The organism is Streptomyces sp. NPDC015127 (assembly GCF_043080095.1).
GTDB lineage: Bacteria > Actinomycetota > Actinomycetes > Streptomycetales > Streptomycetaceae > Streptomyces.
Genome location: NZ_JBIBVE010000003.1, coordinates 104172 through 121313 on the forward strand (window position 1 = coordinate 104172; position 17142 = coordinate 121313).

Sequence of the window (17142 nt, forward strand, 5' to 3'; positions counted from 1 at the left end):
TCACGGCTCCGATGGCGACGACGATGTAGGCGGCCACGGTCAGCTCCTTGCTTCGGTCTCGGCGGGCGTCGGGGGGACCGCGCTCGTGTGCGGGGCGTACGGGGTGTAGGGGGAGACGAACACCATCTCGGGATCGCCGCTCCTGTCGTAACCGGTGGCACGGGCCAGCGCGAACTGGAAGCCCCTGACCGTACGGGCCGCGTCACCCTGGGCGTCGACGGTCGCGCGCAGGTACTCGGTGAGCGTCCGGTACGCGGAGGTGCGGGTCACCACGGCGAAGCCCTTGTCGATGACGTGGAGGATCTCGCTGCAGATGTCGAAGACGGCCTTCTCGGGCCGGCGGGTCGGGAACCAGGCGATCTGCCAGGGCTTGCGGCCCTCGATGACATCGACGCCCCGCCACGGGGATGTGGTGCCGTCGGCGTCCAGCGTGCGGTAGAGGAAGTGGTAGTCGTGCATGGCCGGGGTGGGTGCGAAGAACCGCCAGTTCGGCAGCACCGAGAAGGTGTCCTTGAGCTGCAGCCGGTTGAACATCGGGTTCGGGTGCTGGGCGGCGAGGGTGCCGACCAGCATCGCGGCCCCGGCCAGACGCCAGCCGGCGCCCCTGCCGGTGAACAGGCTCGACGCGACGGCGCGGGGGGTGGTCACCGGGAGGCCTCCTGGTCGGTGGACGGGCCGGCTGCCGCGGCCGGCGGGCCGCCCGGGCCGAGGTCGTCGAAGAACGCGGTGATGCGGTCGGCCACCCGGTGGGCGAAGCGGCTCTGGGTGAGCACGGTGTCGTGCCCGGCGCCCTCGACGACCAGCATGTCGGTGCGGCCTCCCCGGTGCGCCTCGGCGAGCTCCTTGTGCATCAGCAGCTGGTCGGGGTCGCGGTCGACGGTCTGCTGGGCGGAGACGACCAGGCCGTGCGCCCCCTCGATCGTCTCCAGTTCGCCCGAGAAGGACCGGAAGTCGGCTTCCACCGCGTCCCATTCACGGCGTCCGGCCTCCCACATCCGCGCATCGGCGTACTGGGCGAAGGCCTTCTTGCGGTAGGCGACGGGCAGCGCCTCGATCCAGTCCGGGCGGGCCATGAGAACGCCGGTGCCCAGACGCAGGAACCACGTCATCTGGGTGAGGGAGCCGCGCAGCCTCTCCGCGGTGTCGCTCTGCTGCTTGGAGCGGTTGAGCTCGTCGGGGTGGGAGGAGTCGAGGTAGACGATGCCGTGCAGACGGTCGCCCAGCTGCCGGGCGGCGCGGCGGGCGATCTCACCGCCGAGCGAGTGGCCGACGAGCACCACCTTGCGGTGCGGGGCGACGGCGCCGCCCACGAGGTCCACGAGGTCGTCGGCGGACTCCCGCAACCCGAACCGGGCGGTGGACCCGCGGCGGCTTCCGGCGTAGCCGGCCCGGGCGTAGGTGATGACGCCGTACTCGGTCTCCTTGGCGAGGCGCTCGGTGATCCACGAGAAATGCTCGCTGGTGGAGACCATCCCGGCGGCGAACACCATGACGGGCCGCTCGCCGTCCCCGTGGGAGAGCACCTCGTACTGGAGCTCGTTGTCGTGGCGGCTGGTCAGCACGCGGGAGGTGTGCCAGCCCTCGGTGGTGCGCAGGCGTCGCTGGACGGCCGTCCCGGCGGCGATCACCGCGGCTCCGGCGAGCAGCGTCAGCGCGGCGGGCAGGGCACGGTCGTCGCGTCCGGCGACGGCGGGGTGGCTTCGGGGCGCCGAGGTGTAGGCGACCATCGGGTGCATGGCGGTGAACGCGGTCACGAACCGGCCGAGGCCCATGAAGTAGCCGTTGGCCAGGTGGAACGCGGCGGCACTGGCGATGACGGGCCGGGCCAGACGGCCGCCGCCGGCGTAGGCGAGAGGGAAGAGGCACTCCAGCGCGAGCACGCCGTGGGTGAGGTACCTGGCGGTTCTGGGATGGTCCTGGGTCCAGCGGAACATGCCCTGGTGGCCGTAGGTGCGGGTGCGCATCACGCCGCCGAGCGCGGAGGCGTCGCGCCAGGGCTCGCCGAGGAGTTTGACCCAGCCGGAGATCAGATACGAGAGGTTGGCCTGGAGCGCGACGTACCAGAGCAGCGCGTCCTTCGCCTCGGGGGACGGCACCATTCGGGCGGCGCCGGTGGCCGTCTGGACCAGGATCGTCACCTGGTCGGAGCCGTCGGTGCCGTAGCGGTGGCGCGGGTAGAGCAGGGCGGACGTCGCGCCGAGGAAGAGGCTTCCGGCGCCGCGCCGGCGGGAGTTGCCGGGCAGCAGCATGCCGGCGGAGACCACTGCGCGCGCGACGTGCAGGGCCGTGGTCGTCCTCGGTCCGCTGACCGTGTTCAGTAACCGGCGGACGAGCGGGGTGGATTCGGCCTGGACGTCCTTGACGATGTCCCAGTCGTTGAGTCCTCCCTTGCGTATCTCCTTGCGCTGCGAAAGGTATTCGAGAGACGACGTCAGCGTGGTGACGGCGGCGAGCCGCTCGGACAGGCCGAGGGCACGGTCCCGGCTCAGGGGAACCGGACCGAACACCGCGGCGGTGATCTTTTTGGCGAATTTCACGAAGTCCCTTTCGCGGCGCCCCGCAGGGGAGGTCTAGGTTGGCAGGGGTCTGCCGGGCCAGAACGCACCTCTGGCCCGGCAGCCGGAGAGCACCTGCCTGCCCCGGTCAGGGGCCGGCAGCTGTCAGCCGTTCGCGTGTCAGCCGTTGCGGCCGAGCTCGAACGCGCCGACCACGGCGGAGGAGATCGCCACGCCGCCCAGGAAGGCGCCGGGTGTGGCCAGAACCGGGGTGGCGTCGGGGAAGATGACGCCCTCCACGGGCAGCTCCATCTCGTTCACGGCGTTGGTGACGTCGTTCATCTCGCGTCCTTTCGGATCGCCGTCCGGCGCGGTGGCGCCGGAGCGGTAGGTGGTGAGGGGGGCTGCGGGTCGGGTCAGCCGACCGCGCGGCCGAGGGCGTAGGCGCCGCCGACCAGGGTCGCGCCGCCGACGAAGGCGCCGACGGCCTTGGCGCCGCCGATGGCGGCGAGCGCGGCGGCCGGGGTGGCGAGGACCGGGGTCTGGTCGGTGTGGGCGCCGGCCGCCTCGATGGTGCCGAGGTCCAGGCCGTTGACGAAGGAAACGATCTCGGTCATGACATTCCTTTTCTGTAAAGGATTTCCAGTGGTGATCAGCCGCTCCGCGAAGGGGTGCGGAGCGGCTGTACGCCGCCGGGAGTGGTCAGGGAGCCGAGTCGGAGATCAGGCCCGTACGACAGGGGAGTGACGGCATGAGCCGCCGGTGTCCCCCGCATCGCAGATGATGAATTCCGCCCCGTTTGCCGTCCGTGACATGCCGTCGGCCCCCATGGCACATGAAGCCGTGTCAGGCATCGGATGTCGTCCCCCTGTTGCGCTGTCCGGTCTGCCATCGGGTAGTCGTTCCGAGGCGATCGCCAGGCGGCGTGAACGGATGGAAACACCATCCGGGAGGTTCGGAATATGACCTGGATCACAGTGAAATTCGGACGATGTCCTTCCGGAGAATGACGGATGTCATGGAGCGCCGTGATGTCTGTCATGCGAACCCATGACGCCTCTCACCGCCACCGTGGTTCGTGGTCCGTGAACATGTTCTGCATGACAGTCACGATCCAGCCGAATGTGATCGAGGTCACAGGTCTCTGGCGCCGGTACGGACCCGAGGGTCCGCGCGGCTTCGACGCGGTCCGCGGCATCGAACTCGCCGTGCGCAAAGGGGAGTTGTTCGCTCTTCTCGGAACCAACGGCGCCGGAAAGACCTCAACCGTGGAGCTTCTGGAGGGCCTTGCCCGGCCCACGAAGGGAACGATCCGCCTTTTCGGAGGACTTGACCCCGTACGGGATCGCAAGCGCGTGCGCCCGCGTACCGGAGTGATGCTCCAGCACGGCGGATTTCCCACGGATCTGACCGTGTCGGAGACCGTCCGCATGTGGGCCTCCTGCACCACGGCCCCCCGCCCGGTCGGCGAGGCCGTCTCCATGGTCGGTCTGGCCGGACGCAAGGACGTCGCCGTCAAGAACCTCTCCGGCGGCGAGAAGCGGCGGCTGGATCTGGCGCTGGCCACCCTCGGACGACCGGAGCTGCTCTTCCTGGACGAGCCCACCACCGGCATGGACCCCGAGGGCCGCCACGACACCTGGCAGATCATCAGGCGGCTGCGCACCGAGGGCACCACGATCCTGCTCACCACGCACTACCTCGAAGAGGCCGAACAACTCGCCGACCAACTGGCGGTCATGCACGCGGGACGGATCGCCGCGACGGGCACCGTCGACGACATCGTCGCCGCCCACCCCTCCACCCTCGGCTTCCGCCTCCCGCCGGGCCTCGGCCCCGACGACCTGCCGCCCGCCGCCGACCTGAGGGCCGAAGCCGGGGTCACCGCCGACGGCCGCGTCGAGTTGTCCACCGGGGACCTCCAGCACACCACCACCGAAGTCCTCACCTGGGCCCGCGGCAGGGGAGTCGTCCTGCACGGACTCGACGCCCGTTCGGCTTCCCTGGAGGAAGCCTTTCTGCGGATCGCCGGGAAGGAAACGAAGGAACCCGCATGAGCACCCACGCCACCCACCTCACCGCGCTCTCCCGGGTCGAACTCACCCTCTTCCTGCGCAGCAAGAGCAATCTGTTCAACGTCATGGTCGTCCCCGTGCTGATCGTCATGGGGACCACGACGATCATGAAACAGTTCGACCTCGACGACGCCGGGCTCGCCATCGGCCAGGTGATGATCTCCACCAGCGCCGGGATCGTCCTGATCATGGCCCTGTACGCGCCCCTCATCGGCGTCTACGTCCTGCGCCGCGAGGAGCACGTCCTGAAGCGGCTGCGCACCGGAGAGGTCGGCGACCTCGTCATCCTCGCGAGCCCGGCCGTCCCGATGGCCGTCGCCGCCGCCGTCCAGTTCGCCCTGATCGCCACCGCCGTCTCGCTCATCGCCGGCCTCGGCGCACCCGCCGCCCCGCACCTGGTCGTCCTCGGCATCCTGCTCGGCACGCTGCTCACCGCTTCCGCGGCCGCGATCAGCACCGCCGTCGCCCGCACTGCGGAGAGCGCCCAGGGTGTGAGCACCATCGGCTTCCTGCTGTTGCTGCTCACCTCCGGCACCCTCATTCCGCTGGAGGTGCTCCCCGGAGCCCTCGGCGACGTCCTGCGCTTCTTCCCGTTGACCCCGGTCATCGAACTGGTGCGGTCCGGGTGGACCGGTCACGACGCCGGGATGATTGACTCGGCGGCCAGGGTCGTGACACTGCTCGTCTGGACGGCTCTCGCCGCATGGGGGGCGCAGCGCCGGTTCCGCTGGGAGCCGCGTGGGTGAACCGGCGCGCGAGAACGGGCAGGGCGGGCGGGAGCGGCACCGCAGGAGGGCGGGGGACGGGGCATGACCGACCTGGAGACGGCGCGGTACGGCACGGACGTCAGGAGAGCGACCGAACAGACCCGGTGGATGCTGTGCTTCATGCCGTGGCTGCTGCTCGCCTCGCTTCTCTGGCCGCTGCTCACCCGTCTCGGTGCCGCCCACGCACCCCCCGCCGTCGGCTGGTGGATCGCCGCCCTCACCGCCGTACAGGGAGTCGGCGCCACGACCGCCGTCGCCTACGGCGTCGGCCGGGTCACCCGGCCGACGGTGCTCGCCTGCGCCATGGTCGCGGTGACCCTCCTCGAACTGGCCCTGCTGCCCTACGCGTACAGCACCGGCCGGCTCGACGGCGTACGCACCCTGGTCACCGCCTCCATCGTGGTGGCCATCCCGCCGGCCTTCGCCCTCTCCCCCCTGCTCGGCCCGGTCAAGTACGCCGGCGTGGCTCTCGCCGAGTCCGCCGCGGCCGGTGCGGTCGCGCTGTTCCTCGACCGCGCGGCCGCCCCCGCCGTACTCGCCTTCACGATCGCGGCCTGGACCGTCATCGGCGTGCTGATGCGCTCCTCGCTGTGGTTTCTCGCCGTGCTGTGGCAGCTCAACGCCGCCCGCGAGGCCCAGGCCAGGCTCGTCGTCGCCGAGGAGCGCCTGCGCTTCGCGCGCGACCTGCACGACGTCATCGGACGCAACCTGGCGGTGATCGCCCTCAAGTCCGAACTGGCCGAACGGCTCACGCAGGACCCCAAGGCCCGGGCCGAGCTGGCGGAGGTGCAGAGCCTCACCCGCGGCCTCCACAAGGAGATCAGGGACGTCGTCAAGGGCTACCGCACCACCGATCTCGCCACCGAACTCCAGGGCGCCCGCTCCGTGCTGGAGGCCGCGGGCATCACCTGCCACATCCGCCAGGACGGCAACGCGTCGGAACCGCCCCTGACCCAGGAGGCCCAGACCGCCCTCGGCTGGGCCGTCCGTGAGGGCGTCACCAATGTGCTGCGCCACTCCCATGCCGGCGACTGCACCATCCACCTCTCCCGCACCGCGGGCGGTGCGACGCGCCTGACCATCACCAACGACGGCGCCGGCCAGCACCCGCCGGGCGGCACCGGCAGCGGACTGGCCGGACTCGCCGAACGCCTGCTCCCGCTCGGCGGATCCCTCGGGCACGGCCCCACGGCCAAGAACACCTACCGTCTGAGCGTGCACCTACCGAATGAGGTCAGCCGATGATCCGCGTTCTCCTCGCCGACGACGAACACCTCATCCGCGGCGCACTCGCCGCTCTCCTCGCCTTCGAGGACGATCTCGACGTCATCGCCGAGGCCGCCACCGGACCCGAGGCCGTCGCCATGGCTCTGCGCCGCAAGCCCGATGTCGCCGTCCTCGACCTTCAGATGCCCGGCAAGGACGGGGTCTCGGTCGTCCAGGAGCTCTCCAAGGCCCTGCCGGACTGCAAGACGCTGATCGTCACGAGCCACGGTCTGCCCGGCCATCTCAAGCGCGCCCTCGCCTGCGGCGTCAGAGGTTTCGTGTCCAAGGCCGTCTCCGCCCAGGAACTCGCCACCATCATCCGCACCGTCCACGCGGGCAACCGCTACATCGATCCCATCCTTGCCGCGGACGCCATCAGCGCGGGCGAGTCCCCTCTCAGCTCCCGCGAGGCCGATGTCCTCTCCCTGGCCGCCGACGGGGCGCCGATCGAGGAGATCGCCGAGCGGGCGGCACTGGCGCCGGGGACCGTTCGCAACTATCTGTCGTCCGTGACGACGAAGCTGGGAGTGGAGAACCGCCACGCGGCCGTGCACATGGCGCGGCAGCGCGGCTGGATCTGACGCGGAGGGGAGGTACACGCGGCGGCCCCGGGGCCGCCGCGCACGGATTCGTACAGGCGGTTCCGTACGGGTGGCCCTACGGGACCACGATCACCTTCGAGCCGATCGTCGCGAACACCCACATCGCGTCCCCGTCGGCCCGCTTCATCCGCACGCCGCCCGTCTTCCTGTTCGGGTCCGGGCTGGCCATCGAGCCGTTCACGGCCGCGCTGAAGCCGATCGTCACGTCGCCGACCTTCGCGAACCGCACCACGTGCTCGACCGGGACCCCGTCCGACCCGGGGACGCTGCCCGAGCGCGAGGTGACGGTGTACGTGCCCGGCGCGGGGTTCACCGTCGACGGCATGACCTCGAACGTGCGCGGCTTGCCCTTCGCGCCGATCAGCCACACCCGCCGGTCGCCCAGCGCGTAGACCACGCGCACGCCCGTGCCGGAGTCCGCGGGCACCGCGAGCGGGTCCTTCGCCTTCTCCTGCGTGCCGCCGGAGGCCCGCGCCGACGGGACCGCGCTCGGGGACTTGGGTGCGCCGAGGCTGTCGGGAACGTTCGCCGACGCCTGATAGGCGAGGAAACCGACGACGGCCAGCGCGGCCGCCGTGAGCCCGGCCACGAGTCCCGAGCTGCTCCGTGCCACCGTGCCCACCTTTCGCGTCTTTTCCCGGTCGTGGTGACGTTAGCAGCAGGCCCCGCGTTCGACGGGGCGCCGTCCCCTGCCCGCGGGAGCCGTAGGCTGTTTGCGTGCTCTTGCTCGCCATGGATACCGCAACGCCCGCCGTCACCGCCGCCCTCCACGACGGGTCCGCCGTCGTCGCCGAGTCCAGCCGGGTGGACGCCCGAAGGCACGGGGAGCTTCTGCTGCCCGCCGTCGACCGGGTGCTCGCCGAGGCCGGGGTGAAGCTCGACGCCGTCACCGGACTGGTGGTCGGCGTCGGACCGGGACCGTACACAGGACTGCGCGTCGGGCTCGTGACGGCCACGACGTTCGCGTCCGCGCTCGGTGTCCCCGTCCACGGGGTGTGCACCCTCGACGGTCTCGCCTACGCCGCCGGCCTCGACGAGCCGTTCGTGGTGGCGACGGACGCGCGCCGAAAAGAGGTCTACTGGGCCCGGTACGACAATGCCCGCGCCCGCGTGACCGACGCCGCCGTCGACCGGCCCGCCGACATCGCCGAGCAGGTCGCCGGCCTGCCCGCGGTCGGCGCGGGGGCCCTGCTGTACCCGGAGACGTTCCCGGACGCCCGCGGACCCGAGAACGTGAGCGCCGCCGCACTCGCCGCGCTCGCGGCCGAGAAGCTGGCGGCCGGCGAGGACTTCCTCGACCCGCTGCCGCTGTATCTGCGCCGGCCCGACGCGCAGGTGCCCAAGAACTACAAGGTGGTCACTCCGAAGTGAGCCCTGCCGCCCTGCGTGAGATGCGCTGGTGGGACATCCGGCCGGTGCTCGCACTCGAACACGAGCTGTTCCCCGACGACGCCTGGTCGGCCGGGATGTTCTGGTCCGAGCTCGCGCACTCCCGGGGCCCGCAGGCCACCCGCCGCTACGTCGTCGCCGAGCTCGACGGCAGGATCGTCGGCTATGCGGGGCTCGCGGCGGCGGGCGGACTCGGCGACGTCCAGACCATCGCCGTCGAACGCGGCCAGTGGGGCACCGGCCTCGGCGCCCGGCTGCTGACCGACCTCCTCCAGCACGCCACCGCCTTCGAGTGCGACGAGGTGCTCCTCGAAGTACGCGTGGACAACACCCGGGCCCAGAAGCTGTACGAGCGCTTCGGCTTCGAGCCCATCGGATTCCGCCGCGGCTACTACCAGCCCGGCAACATCGACGCCCTCGTCATGCGCCTGACCGTACAAGCCTGACCGCAGAAGGAACTGAGACTCACACCCATGGCTGACGAACCGCTCGTACTCGGCATCGAGACCTCCTGCGACGAGACCGGAGTCGGCATCGTCCGCGGGACCACCCTGCTCGCCGACGCGGTCGCCTCCAGCGTGGACGCCCACGCCCGCTACGGCGGCGTCGTCCCCGAGATCGCCTCGCGCGCGCACCTGGAGGCGATGGTGCCGACCATCGAGCGCGCGCTGAAGGATGCGGGGGTCGCCGCCCGCGACCTCGACGGCATCGCCGTCACCGCCGGGCCCGGGCTCGCGGGCGCGCTGCTGGTGGGCGTCTCGGCGGCGAAGGCGTACGCGTACGCCCTGAACAAGCCGCTGTACGGGGTCAACCACCTTGCCTCGCACATCTGCGTCGACCAGCTGGAGCACGGCCCGCTGCCCGAGCCGACCATGGCGCTGCTCGTCTCCGGCGGTCACTCCTCGCTGCTGCTCGCCCCCGACATCACCGCCGACGTCCGTCCGATGGGCGCGACGATCGACGATGCGGCCGGCGAGGCGTTCGACAAGATCGCGCGCGTACTCGACCTCGGCTTTCCCGGCGGCCCGGTGATCGACCGGCTGGCGAAGGAGGGGAACCCGGAGGCGATCGCGTTCCCGCGCGGCCTGAGCGGCGCCAAGGACCCGGCGTACGACTTCTCCTTCTCGGGCCTCAAGACGGCCGTCGCCCGCTGGATCGAGGCGAAGCGGGCCGCGGGCGAGGAGGTGCCGGTGCGGGACGTGGCGGCGTCCTTCCAGGAGGCCGTCGTCGACGTGCTGACCCGCAAGGCCGTGCGCGCCTGCAAGGACGAGGGCGTGGACCACCTGATGATCGGCGGCGGTGTCGCCGCCAACTCGCGGCTGCGGGCGCTGGCCGAGGAGCGCTGCGAGCGGGCGGGCATCCGGCTGCGCGTCCCGCGGCCGAAGCTGTGCACGGATAATGGCGCGATGGTCGCCGCGCTGGGCGCGGAGATGGTCGCGCGGAACCGGGCGGCCTCCGACTGGGAGCTGTCCGCGGACTCGTCCCTGCCGGTGACGGACCCGCACGTGCCCGGAGAGCACCACCACGGCCACGACCACGACCACGTGCACGAGCTGAGCCAGGACAACCTGTACTCATGAGCGGCCCGACCGTCGTCGCCCTGATGTGGGAGGCCCGCGCCGCGGACGGCCGGGGCGCGGAGCTGCTGGAGTGGGCCCGCGCACAGGAGCTCGCGCCCGCTCCGCTGCGCCGCGAGACCTTCCGGGCTCCGCAGGACCGAGTGCTCGTCATCACCTGGTGGGAGGCGGCGCACGCCGAGGCGGAGCTGCCGGAACTCCCCGAGCCCGCCGCCGGCCTGACCACCCGGCCGGTGCACCGCTGGCGCTTCGAGTCGCTCGGCTGACTCCCGGAGAGCCTGAGGACTCCCCGGAGAGCTTCCGCGAGAGCCGCCGGAACAAGGCCCGGCAGAAGGTCCGGAAGATTCCGGGAAGATTTTTCCGGGAGGATGTCGATCCCGCGCTCTCCCGTTCGACGCACGGGTGAGAGGCGGGGAACGGCCCCGCCGCCACGACCCGAGGAGTCACCGTGCCGCGCTTCCTGTCGATGATCCGTATCAACGAGAACGAGATCCCCAAGGACGACTTCCCCGAGGACCTGAACGAGCGCATGGGCAAGCTGCTCGAAGAGATCACCAAGGCCGGGGTCATGCTGGACACCGCCGGTCTGCTCCCGACCTCCGAGGGCACCCGCGTGACCTGGTCCGGCGGGAAGCTGTCGTACACCGACGGGCCCTTCACCGAGACCAAGGAGGTCATCGGCGGCTACGCCCTCATGCAGTGCAAGGACAAGGCCGAGGCCCTGGAATGGGCCAAGCGCTTCCTCGAGATCCACCCCGAGCGGTGGACCATCACCTGCGAGGTCCGTCAGGTCGACTAGGGGTGTCCGGTGGATCAGGGCCGGATAGGACGTGGCGTCTGGTGCGGTGCATCGCAAGGCGCCGGAGTGCCCTGATAGCGGAGCTATTCGGGCACTTCGGCAACGCGGCGAGGTGCCGTTGCCTGGGGGTACCCCCAGGCGAAGCCCTGGGGGAGCGTCGTGGCCCCGGCCAAGATCCGCCGGGCACCCCCTGGGGCTGACCCGGCCGCGCTTGCGCCGGTTCCGGCACGGCTGCTCTGATGGGTGGCCGTGACGGCAGGAAGCGCAGCGCACACGGTCGAAGCGGTCTTCAGGATCGAGTCGGCGCGCATCATCGCCGGCGTGGCCCGCATCGTGCGGGACGTCGGCATAGCCGAGGAGATCGCGCAGGACGCTCTGGTCGCCGCGCTGGAGCAGTGGCCGGAGTCGGGCGTCCCGGACAGGCCGGGCGCCTGGCTCATGGCCACCGCCAGGCACCGCGCCGTCGATCTCGTACGCCGCAAGGAGACGTACGCCCGCAAGCTGGCCGAGGTGGGGCGGACGCTTCAGGACGCGCCGCCGCCGCCCGAACCGGCCGAGGCCGACGACATCGACGACGACCTGCTGCGGCTGATCTTCACCGCCTGCCATCCGGTGCTGTCCACCGAGGCCAGGGTCGCCCTGACGCTCAGGCTCCTCGGCGGCCTGACGACCGGGGAGATCGCCCGCGCGTTCCTCGTCCCCGAGCCGACGGTCGCGCAGCGCATCGTGCGCGCCAAGCGGACGCTGGCGAAGGAGGGTGTGGCCTTCGAGGTGCCGTACGGCGCCGAGCGCGCCGCTCGGCTCGGCTCGGTGCTCGACGTCGTCTACCTGATCTTCAACGAGGGATACGCGGCGACCGCCGGGGACGACCTCGTGCGCCCGGCGCTCTGCGAGGACGCGCTGCGGCTGGCCCGGGTCCTCGCCGGCCTCGTGCCGGACGAACCGGAGGTGCACGGCCTGGCGGCCCTGCTGGAGTTCCAGGCGTCGCGCATCCCGACCCGTACGGGCCCGTCGGGCGAGCCCGTCCTGCTGGCCGACCAGAACCGCACCAAGTGGAACCGGCTGCTGATCCGGCGCGGCATGGAGTCGCTCGGCCGCGCGGGCGGCGGCCCCTACGGCCCGTACGCCCTCCAGGCCGCGATCGCCGCCTGCCATGCGCGCGCGGTCCGCTACGAGGACACCGACTGGGCGACGATCGCCGCCCTGTACGGGCAGTTGGTCCGTCTCACGCCCTCCCCGGTCGTGGAACTGAACCGGGCGGTCGCGGTCTCGATGACCGAGGGCCCGGCGGCCGGACTCGCGCTCGTGGACGAGGTGGCCGGTGAACCGGCCCTGAAGGACTACCACTTGCTCCCCGGCGTCCGCGGCGACCTGCTGGCCCGGCTGGGCCGCGGCGAGGAGGCGCGGGCGGAGTTCGAACGGGCGGCGTCCCTGGCCCGCAACGCGCGGGAGCGGGAACTGATGCTGGCCCGTGCCGCCGAGGCGTCCGGGGCCGCCGGGCGGCCCGGATAGCCTCACGCCCGGCATGCGCCTCGCGTGCACGGTGCCGACCGGCCGGCCGAGCGGCTGGGGCTACTGCGCCGGGTGCCCCACCAGCATCGCCGGCGCACCCGCCACCCGTGTCAGGAACACCGTCGCCGAGGCCGGCCCCTGGGGCTTCACCTTGCGGCGCAGTTCCTCCGGTTCGACCGCCGAGCCGCGCTTCTTGACCGTCAGGACGCCGACCTCGCGCTCCCGGAGCAGCGCCTTCAGCTTCTTCACGTTGAAGGGCAGGGCATCGGTGATCTCGTACGCCGTGGCGTACGGGGTCGGGCGCAGCTCGTCCGAGGTGATGTAGGCGATCGTCTCGTCGATCAGGCCGCCCGAGACGTCCTCGGCGACCTCGGCGACCAGGTGCGCGCGGATCGCCGCGCCGTCGGGCTCGTACAGGTAGCGGCCGACCGCGCGGACGGCGGGGTCCGGCAGGCCGCGGCCGGTCAGGGTGTGCGGGCCCGGCAGCAGGGTCGCGCGGACCGCGGCCGGGGCCGTGCCGAACCAGAGCACCGCCTCCTTGACGTCGCCGCCGTCCGAGATCCACTCGGCCTCGGCGTCCTCGGGGACGGCCTCGTGCGGGATGCCCGGCGCGATCTTGAGCGCGGCGTGGGGACGCGCGCGGGCCGCGGCGACGGCCCAGGACAGGGGCGGGGAGTACGCCTCCGGATCGAAGATCCGGCCCCGCCCGCCCCGGCGTGCCGGGTCCACGAACACCGCGTCGTAGGACGAGGTGTCGATGTCCGTGACGTCCGCGCAGCGGACCTCGACGAGGTGCGCGAGCCCCAGCGCCTCGGCGTTGGCCCGCGCGGCCTCGGCCGTCAGCGGGTCCCGGTCCACGGCCAGGACGGAGATGCCCGCCCGCGCGAGCGCGAGCGCGTCCCCGCCGATGCCGCTGCACAGGTCGGCGACGCTGCGCACGCCGAGCGCCGCGAAGCGCGCGGCCCGGTGGGCGGCGACCGTGCGGCGGGTGGACTGCTCGACGCCGTTGGGGGTGAAGAACATCCGCCCGGCGTCCTGCGCGCCGAACTTCGCGGCCGCGCGCTGCCGCAGCCGCGCCTGCCCGAGTGCCGCCGAGACGAGCTCCGCCGGGTGCTCGCGGCGCAGCCGGGTGGCCACGGCCAGTTCGTCGGCGGGGTCGTAGGAGGCGAGCGACGCCAGCAGCGCTGCCCCCTCCTCGGTGCGCAGGGCGCGGAAGGCGGCGAGCGGATCGGAGTCGTTCACCGGGCCATTGTGGGCCAGCCGGGGGATGGTCCGCTCGCGCAGGCGGTGTCGGCCGGGCGAGGGGGCGCCGCGCTGACAGGATGCGACGCCATGCAGCTAGTACGACAAAAGGGAAAAGTGCGAGCGTATCGGATCGGGGTGGGCCTGGCCGCGCTCGTCGTGGCAGCCGTCGGCTCCGGCTGTGCCGCCGGGGACGGGCAGGGCGCCCGCCCGGCGAAGTCCGCTTCCGGGCAGCCGGCCCAGCAGGGCCCCGAGGCCCGGAAGAAGGCGGCGGGCCCGGCCGGTGCCCTGTCCGGGTACGTCGAGAAGGTCAAGCGGGCCCAGGCCGCGCGCGCCGCGGCCGCGAAGAAGTGGGGGCTGAAGCAGACCCCGCTCGCCGCGCCCCCACCGCCCGCCGACAAGCCGAGGATCACCACCCGCAAGGGCTTCGAGGTCGAGGGCGGCGACGGTCTGCCGCCGGTCTTCACCGCGGTCCCGACCAAGGAGAAGATCGTCTTCCTGACGATCGACGACGGCGCGGAGAAGGACCCGGAACTGCTGCGGATGATGTCCGAACTGCAGATCCCGTACAGCGCCTTCCTCAGCGACTACGTGATCGATGACGACTACGCGTACTTCGAGAAGATGCGGGACCGCGGCGTCGCCCTGCACAACCACACCCTCAACCACCGCTACCTGCCCGGCCTGTCGTACTCCGCCCAGAAGCGGGAGATCTGCGGTCAGCAGGACAAGCTCCAGAAGCGGTACGGCACGCGCCCCCGGCTGTTCCGCCCGCCGTACGGCAACTACAACAAGGACACGCTGCGCGTCGCGAAGTCCTGCGGGATCGAGGCCGTGCCGCTGTGGGCGTCCGAGGCGTTCCCCGACCACATGGAATGGCGTGAGTGGGACCGGGACCTGCACCCCGGCGACATCATCCTCACCCACTTCAGGGGCCGCGGGGAATGGAAGGGCACGATGGCGGACATGATCCGCCGGGTGATGCGGACGGTGACCGCGAAGGGGTACGCCGTGGCGAAGCTGGAGGACTACGTGTGAGCCGCGCGCACCCGCTCCCCGCCCGGGCGCGGGGCCGCCACGCGGCGCCGTGTTGGCACTCCGCTTGACCGAGTGCTAATCCCGGTCATAGTCTCGCTCCTGGCACTCCCCATTGGAGAGTGCCAACACAGCGACGGGCAGGTCCGGCACCCGCGACGACGGATCCACCTGGTCGCCACCTCAGATCAGTTAACCCCGTGAGATCTCCGAAGGGGGAGGTCGGATCGTGACGACCACCAGCTCCAAGGTTGCCATCAAGCCGCTCGAGGACCGCATTGTGGTCCAGCCGCTCGACGCCGAGCAGACCACGGCTTCTGGCCTGGTTATCCCGGACACCGCCAAGGAGAAGCCCCAGGAGGGCGTCGTCCTGGCCGTGGGCCCGGGCCGCTTCGAGAACGGCGAGCGTCTTCCGCTCGACGTGAACGTCGGCGATGTCGTGCTGTACAGCAAGTACGGCGGCACCGAAGTGAAGTACAGCGGCGAGGAGTACCTCGTCCTCTCGGCCCGCGACGTGCTCGCGATCGTCGAGAAGTAATTCCTGCTTCACCCGGCAGAATTGCCTTGAGCTGCGCCCCTGGCCACCCCGCTGACGCCGGGCGGCGAGGGGCGCGGTTCTTTTGAACACGATTTCCGAGAGGGCTGAATCGCTCCCATGGCGAAGATCCTGAAGTTCGACGAGGACGCCCGTCGCGCCCTCGAGCGCGGCGTCAACAAGCTTGCCGACACGGTCAAGGTGACGATCGGCCCCCGCGGCCGCAACGTCGTCATCGACAAGAAGTTTGGCGCGCCCACCATCACCAACGACGGTGTCACCATCGCCCGCGAGGTCGAGGTCGAGGACCCGTACGAGAACCTGGGTGCCCAGCTGGTGAAGGAGGTGGCGACCAAGACCAACGACATCGCGGGTGACGGTACGACCACCGCCACCGTGCTGGCCCAGGCCCTGGTCCGCGAGGGTCTGCGCAACGTCGCCGCGGGTGCCTCCCCGGCCGCCCTGAAGAAGGGCATCGACGCCGCGGTCAAGGCCGTGTCCGACGAGCTCCTCGCGACCGCCCGCCCGATCGAGGACAAGACCGACATCGCCGCCGTGGCCGCGCTCTCCGCGCAGGACCAGCAGGTCGGCGAGCTCATCGCCGAGGCGATGGACAAGGTCGGCAAGGACGGTGTCATCACCGTCGAGGAGTCCAACACCTTCGGCCTGGAGCTCGACTTCACCGAGGGCATGGCCTTCGACAAGGGCTACCTGTCCCCGTACATGGTGACCGACCAGGAGCGTATGGAGGCCGTCCTCGACGACCCGTACATCCTGATCCACCAGGGCAAGATCTCCTCCATCCAGGACCTGCTCCCGCTGCTGGAGAAGGTCATCCAGGCGGGTGGCTCCAAGCCGCTGCTGATCATCGCCGAGGACGTCGAGGGCGAGGCCCTGTCGACGCTCGTCGTCAACAAGATCCGCGGCACCTTCAACGCGGTGGCCGTCAAGGCCCCCGGCTTCGGCGACCGCCGCAAGGCGATGCTCGGCGACATGGCCACCCTCACCGGTGCCACCGTCATCGCCGAGGAGGTCGGCCTCAAGCTCGACCAGGCCGGTCTGGACGTGCTGGGCACGGCCCGCCGCGTCACCATCACCAAGGACGACACCACGATCGTCGACGGTGGCGGCAACTCCGAGGACGTGCAGGGCCGGATCAACCAGATCAAGGCCGAGATCGAGACCACGGACTCCGACTGGGACCGCGAGAAGCTCCAGGAGCGCCTCGCGAAGCTGGCCGGCGGCGTGTGCGTGATCAAGGTCGGCGCCGCCACCGAGGTGGAGCTGAAGGAGAAGAAGCACCGTCTGGAGGACGCCATCTCCGCGACCCGCGCCGCGGTCGAGGAGGGCATCGTCTCCGGTGGTGGCTCCGCGCTCGTCCACGCCGTGAAGGTGCTCGAGGGCAACCTGGGCAAGCAGGGCGACGAGGCCACCGGTGTCGCCGTCGTCCGCCGCGCCGCCGTCGAGCCGCTCCGCTGGATCGCGGAGAACGCCGGCCTCGAGGGCTACGTCATCACCTCGAAGGTCGCGGAGCTCGAGGCCGGGCAGGGCTTCAACGCCGCCACCGGCGAGTACGGCGACCTGGTGAAGGCCGGCGTCATCGACCCGGTCAAGGTCACGCGCTCCGCCCTGGAGAACGCCGCCTCCATCGCCTCCCTGCTGCTCACGACCGAGACCCTGGTCGTCGAGAAGCCGGCCGAGGAGGAGGCCGAGGCGGGCCACGGCCACGGTCACGGCCACAGCCACTGACGTACGCGCCTCACGGCCGTACGAGCCTCAGGGCGTCCGAGACGCCTGAGCAGAAGGCCCCCGTCCCCCGCTGTCAGCGGGGGACGGGGGCCTTCTCCG

General features: G+C 71.5%; 19 protein-coding genes. 13 read left to right on the forward strand and 6 right to left on the reverse strand.

Features of this window, described 5'->3' with window-relative positions; translation table 11 throughout:
* Positions 1-39 precede the first annotated feature (39 nt).
* The 4 genes from ACF08N_RS06785 to ACF08N_RS06800 all read right to left on the reverse strand — a co-directional run bounded on the left by ACF08N_RS06785 (position 40) and on the right by ACF08N_RS06800 (position 3112).
* Positions 40-648: a hypothetical protein gene (locus ACF08N_RS06785; RefSeq protein ID WP_392323509.1), complete on the reverse strand. Its 609-nt coding sequence runs from the start codon at positions 646-648 to the stop codon at positions 40-42.
* Positions 645-2537: an alpha/beta fold hydrolase gene (locus ACF08N_RS06790; protein WP_392323510.1), complete on the reverse strand. Its 1893-nt coding sequence runs from the start codon at positions 2535-2537 to the stop codon at positions 645-647. The genes ACF08N_RS06785 and ACF08N_RS06790 overlap by 4 nt, the downstream gene beginning before the upstream one ends.
* A 138-nt stretch (positions 2538-2675) precedes the next feature.
* The gene (locus ACF08N_RS06795; protein ID WP_392323511.1) at positions 2676-2837 is read right to left on the reverse strand and encodes a hypothetical protein; all 162 of its coding nucleotides are present in this window, start codon (positions 2835-2837) and stop codon (positions 2676-2678) included.
* A 74-nt stretch (positions 2838-2911) separates the two neighbouring features.
* Positions 2912-3112 (reverse strand): hypothetical protein, encoded by a 201-nt coding sequence (locus tag ACF08N_RS06800; protein WP_392323512.1) that lies wholly within the window; start codon positions 3110-3112, stop codon positions 2912-2914.
* 483 nt (positions 3113-3595) lie between these two features.
* Between ACF08N_RS06800 and ACF08N_RS06805 the strand changes: the two genes are divergently transcribed.
* The 4 genes from ACF08N_RS06805 to ACF08N_RS06820 all read left to right on the forward strand — a co-directional run bounded on the left by ACF08N_RS06805 (position 3596) and on the right by ACF08N_RS06820 (position 7184).
* The gene (locus ACF08N_RS06805) at positions 3596-4552 is read left to right on the forward strand and encodes an ABC transporter ATP-binding protein (RefSeq protein WP_392323513.1); all 957 of its coding nucleotides are present in this window, start codon (positions 3596-3598) and stop codon (positions 4550-4552) included.
* Complete coding sequence (locus tag ACF08N_RS06810; protein WP_392323514.1) at positions 4549-5316, forward strand: ABC transporter permease; 768 nt, start codon at positions 4549-4551, stop codon at positions 5314-5316. Before ACF08N_RS06805 ends, ACF08N_RS06810 begins: the two co-directional genes overlap by 4 nt.
* Before the next feature lie 63 nt (positions 5317-5379).
* Positions 5380-6582: a sensor histidine kinase gene (locus ACF08N_RS06815; RefSeq protein WP_392323515.1), complete on the forward strand. Its 1203-nt coding sequence runs from the start codon at positions 5380-5382 to the stop codon at positions 6580-6582.
* Positions 6579-7184 (forward strand): response regulator, encoded by a 606-nt coding sequence (locus ACF08N_RS06820; protein WP_392323516.1) that lies wholly within the window; start codon positions 6579-6581, stop codon positions 7182-7184. The genes ACF08N_RS06815 and ACF08N_RS06820 overlap by 4 nt, the downstream gene beginning before the upstream one ends.
* 76 nt (positions 7185-7260) lie before the next feature.
* Here the strand turns inward: ACF08N_RS06820 and ACF08N_RS06825 are convergent, their stop codons facing one another.
* Entirely contained in the window at positions 7261-7794 is a 534-nt protein-coding gene (locus tag ACF08N_RS06825; RefSeq protein ID WP_392323902.1) for a hypothetical protein, read from the reverse strand.
* Between the two features lie 128 nt (positions 7795-7922).
* Here ACF08N_RS06825 and tsaB point away from each other — a divergent pair, with 128 nt between their 5' ends.
* The 6 genes from tsaB to ACF08N_RS06855 all read left to right on the forward strand — a co-directional run bounded on the left by tsaB (position 7923) and on the right by ACF08N_RS06855 (position 12482).
* Entirely contained in the window at positions 7923-8576 is a 654-nt protein-coding gene (gene tsaB, locus ACF08N_RS06830) for a tRNA (adenosine(37)-N6)-threonylcarbamoyltransferase complex dimerization subunit type 1 TsaB (RefSeq protein WP_392323517.1), read from the forward strand.
* The gene (gene rimI / locus ACF08N_RS06835) at positions 8573-9040 is read left to right on the forward strand and encodes a ribosomal protein S18-alanine N-acetyltransferase (RefSeq protein WP_392323518.1); all 468 of its coding nucleotides are present in this window, start codon (positions 8573-8575) and stop codon (positions 9038-9040) included. Before tsaB ends, rimI begins: the two co-directional genes overlap by 4 nt.
* Before the next feature lie 27 nt (positions 9041-9067).
* Entirely contained in the window at positions 9068-10174 is a 1107-nt protein-coding gene (gene tsaD, locus ACF08N_RS06840) for a tRNA (adenosine(37)-N6)-threonylcarbamoyltransferase complex transferase subunit TsaD (RefSeq protein WP_392323519.1), read from the forward strand.
* Positions 10171-10437 carry a hypothetical protein gene (locus tag ACF08N_RS06845; protein ID WP_392323520.1) on the forward strand — a complete coding sequence of 89 codons (267 nt, stop codon included), beginning with the start codon at positions 10171-10173 and terminating at the stop codon, positions 10435-10437. The genes tsaD and ACF08N_RS06845 overlap by 4 nt, the downstream gene beginning before the upstream one ends.
* Positions 10438-10619: 182 nt before the next feature.
* On the forward strand, positions 10620-10970 hold the full coding sequence (locus ACF08N_RS06850) for a YciI family protein (RefSeq protein ID WP_392323521.1): 351 nt from the start codon (positions 10620-10622) through the stop codon (positions 10968-10970).
* Positions 10971-11213: 243 nt separating this feature from the next.
* Positions 11214-12482 (forward strand): RNA polymerase sigma factor, encoded by a 1269-nt coding sequence (locus ACF08N_RS06855; RefSeq protein WP_392323522.1) that lies wholly within the window; start codon positions 11214-11216, stop codon positions 12480-12482.
* Between the two features lie 60 nt (positions 12483-12542).
* On the opposite strand, the gene ACF08N_RS06860 is transcribed toward ACF08N_RS06855, so the two are convergent.
* On the reverse strand, positions 12543-13766 hold the full coding sequence (locus ACF08N_RS06860) for a methyltransferase domain-containing protein (RefSeq protein ID WP_392323903.1): 1224 nt from the start codon (positions 13764-13766) through the stop codon (positions 12543-12545).
* Positions 13767-13814: 48 nt separating this feature from the next.
* On the opposite strand from ACF08N_RS06860, the gene ACF08N_RS06865 reads away from it, so the two are divergent.
* The 3 genes from ACF08N_RS06865 to groL all read left to right on the forward strand — a co-directional run bounded on the left by ACF08N_RS06865 (position 13815) and on the right by groL (position 17043).
* Entirely contained in the window at positions 13815-14762 is a 948-nt protein-coding gene (locus ACF08N_RS06865) for a polysaccharide deacetylase family protein (protein WP_392323523.1), read from the forward strand.
* 226 nt (positions 14763-14988) lie between these two features.
* Complete coding sequence (groES, locus tag ACF08N_RS06870) at positions 14989-15297, forward strand: co-chaperone GroES (protein ID WP_177148652.1); 309 nt, start codon at positions 14989-14991, stop codon at positions 15295-15297.
* Positions 15298-15414: 117 nt separating this feature from the next.
* The gene (gene groL / locus ACF08N_RS06875) at positions 15415-17043 is read left to right on the forward strand and encodes a chaperonin GroEL (RefSeq protein ID WP_392323524.1); all 1629 of its coding nucleotides are present in this window, start codon (positions 15415-15417) and stop codon (positions 17041-17043) included.
* The last annotated feature ends 99 nt before the right edge of the window (positions 17044-17142 follow it).

What these genes read in the sequence shown, in the direction of transcription:
- ACF08N_RS06815 (WP_392323515.1), top strand. Translation starts at nt 5,380, where the DNA reads ATGACCGACCTGGAGACGGCGCGGTACGGCACGGACGTCAGGAGAGCG.
- tsaD (WP_392323519.1), top strand. Translation starts at nt 9,068, where the DNA reads ATGGCTGACGAACCGCTCGTACTCGGCATCGAGACCTCCTGCGACGAG.
- groL (WP_392323524.1), top strand. Translation starts at nt 15,415, where the DNA reads ATGGCGAAGATCCTGAAGTTCGACGAGGACGCCCGTCGCGCCCTCGAG.
- ACF08N_RS06865 (WP_392323523.1), top strand. Translation starts at nt 13,815, where the DNA reads ATGCAGCTAGTACGACAAAAGGGAAAAGTGCGAGCGTATCGGATCGGG.
- ACF08N_RS06845 (WP_392323520.1), top strand. Translation starts at nt 10,171, where the DNA reads ATGAGCGGCCCGACCGTCGTCGCCCTGATGTGGGAGGCCCGCGCCGCG.
- ACF08N_RS06805 (WP_392323513.1), top strand. Translation starts at nt 3,596, where the DNA reads ATGACAGTCACGATCCAGCCGAATGTGATCGAGGTCACAGGTCTCTGG.
- ACF08N_RS06820 (WP_392323516.1), top strand. Translation starts at nt 6,579, where the DNA reads ATGATCCGCGTTCTCCTCGCCGACGACGAACACCTCATCCGCGGCGCA.
- ACF08N_RS06800 (WP_392323512.1), bottom strand. Translation starts at nt 3,112, where the DNA reads ATGACCGAGATCGTTTCCTTCGTCAACGGCCTGGACCTCGGCACCATC.
- ACF08N_RS06810 (WP_392323514.1), top strand. Translation starts at nt 4,549, where the DNA reads ATGAGCACCCACGCCACCCACCTCACCGCGCTCTCCCGGGTCGAACTC.
- ACF08N_RS06795 (WP_392323511.1), bottom strand. Translation starts at nt 2,837, where the DNA reads ATGAACGACGTCACCAACGCCGTGAACGAGATGGAGCTGCCCGTGGAG.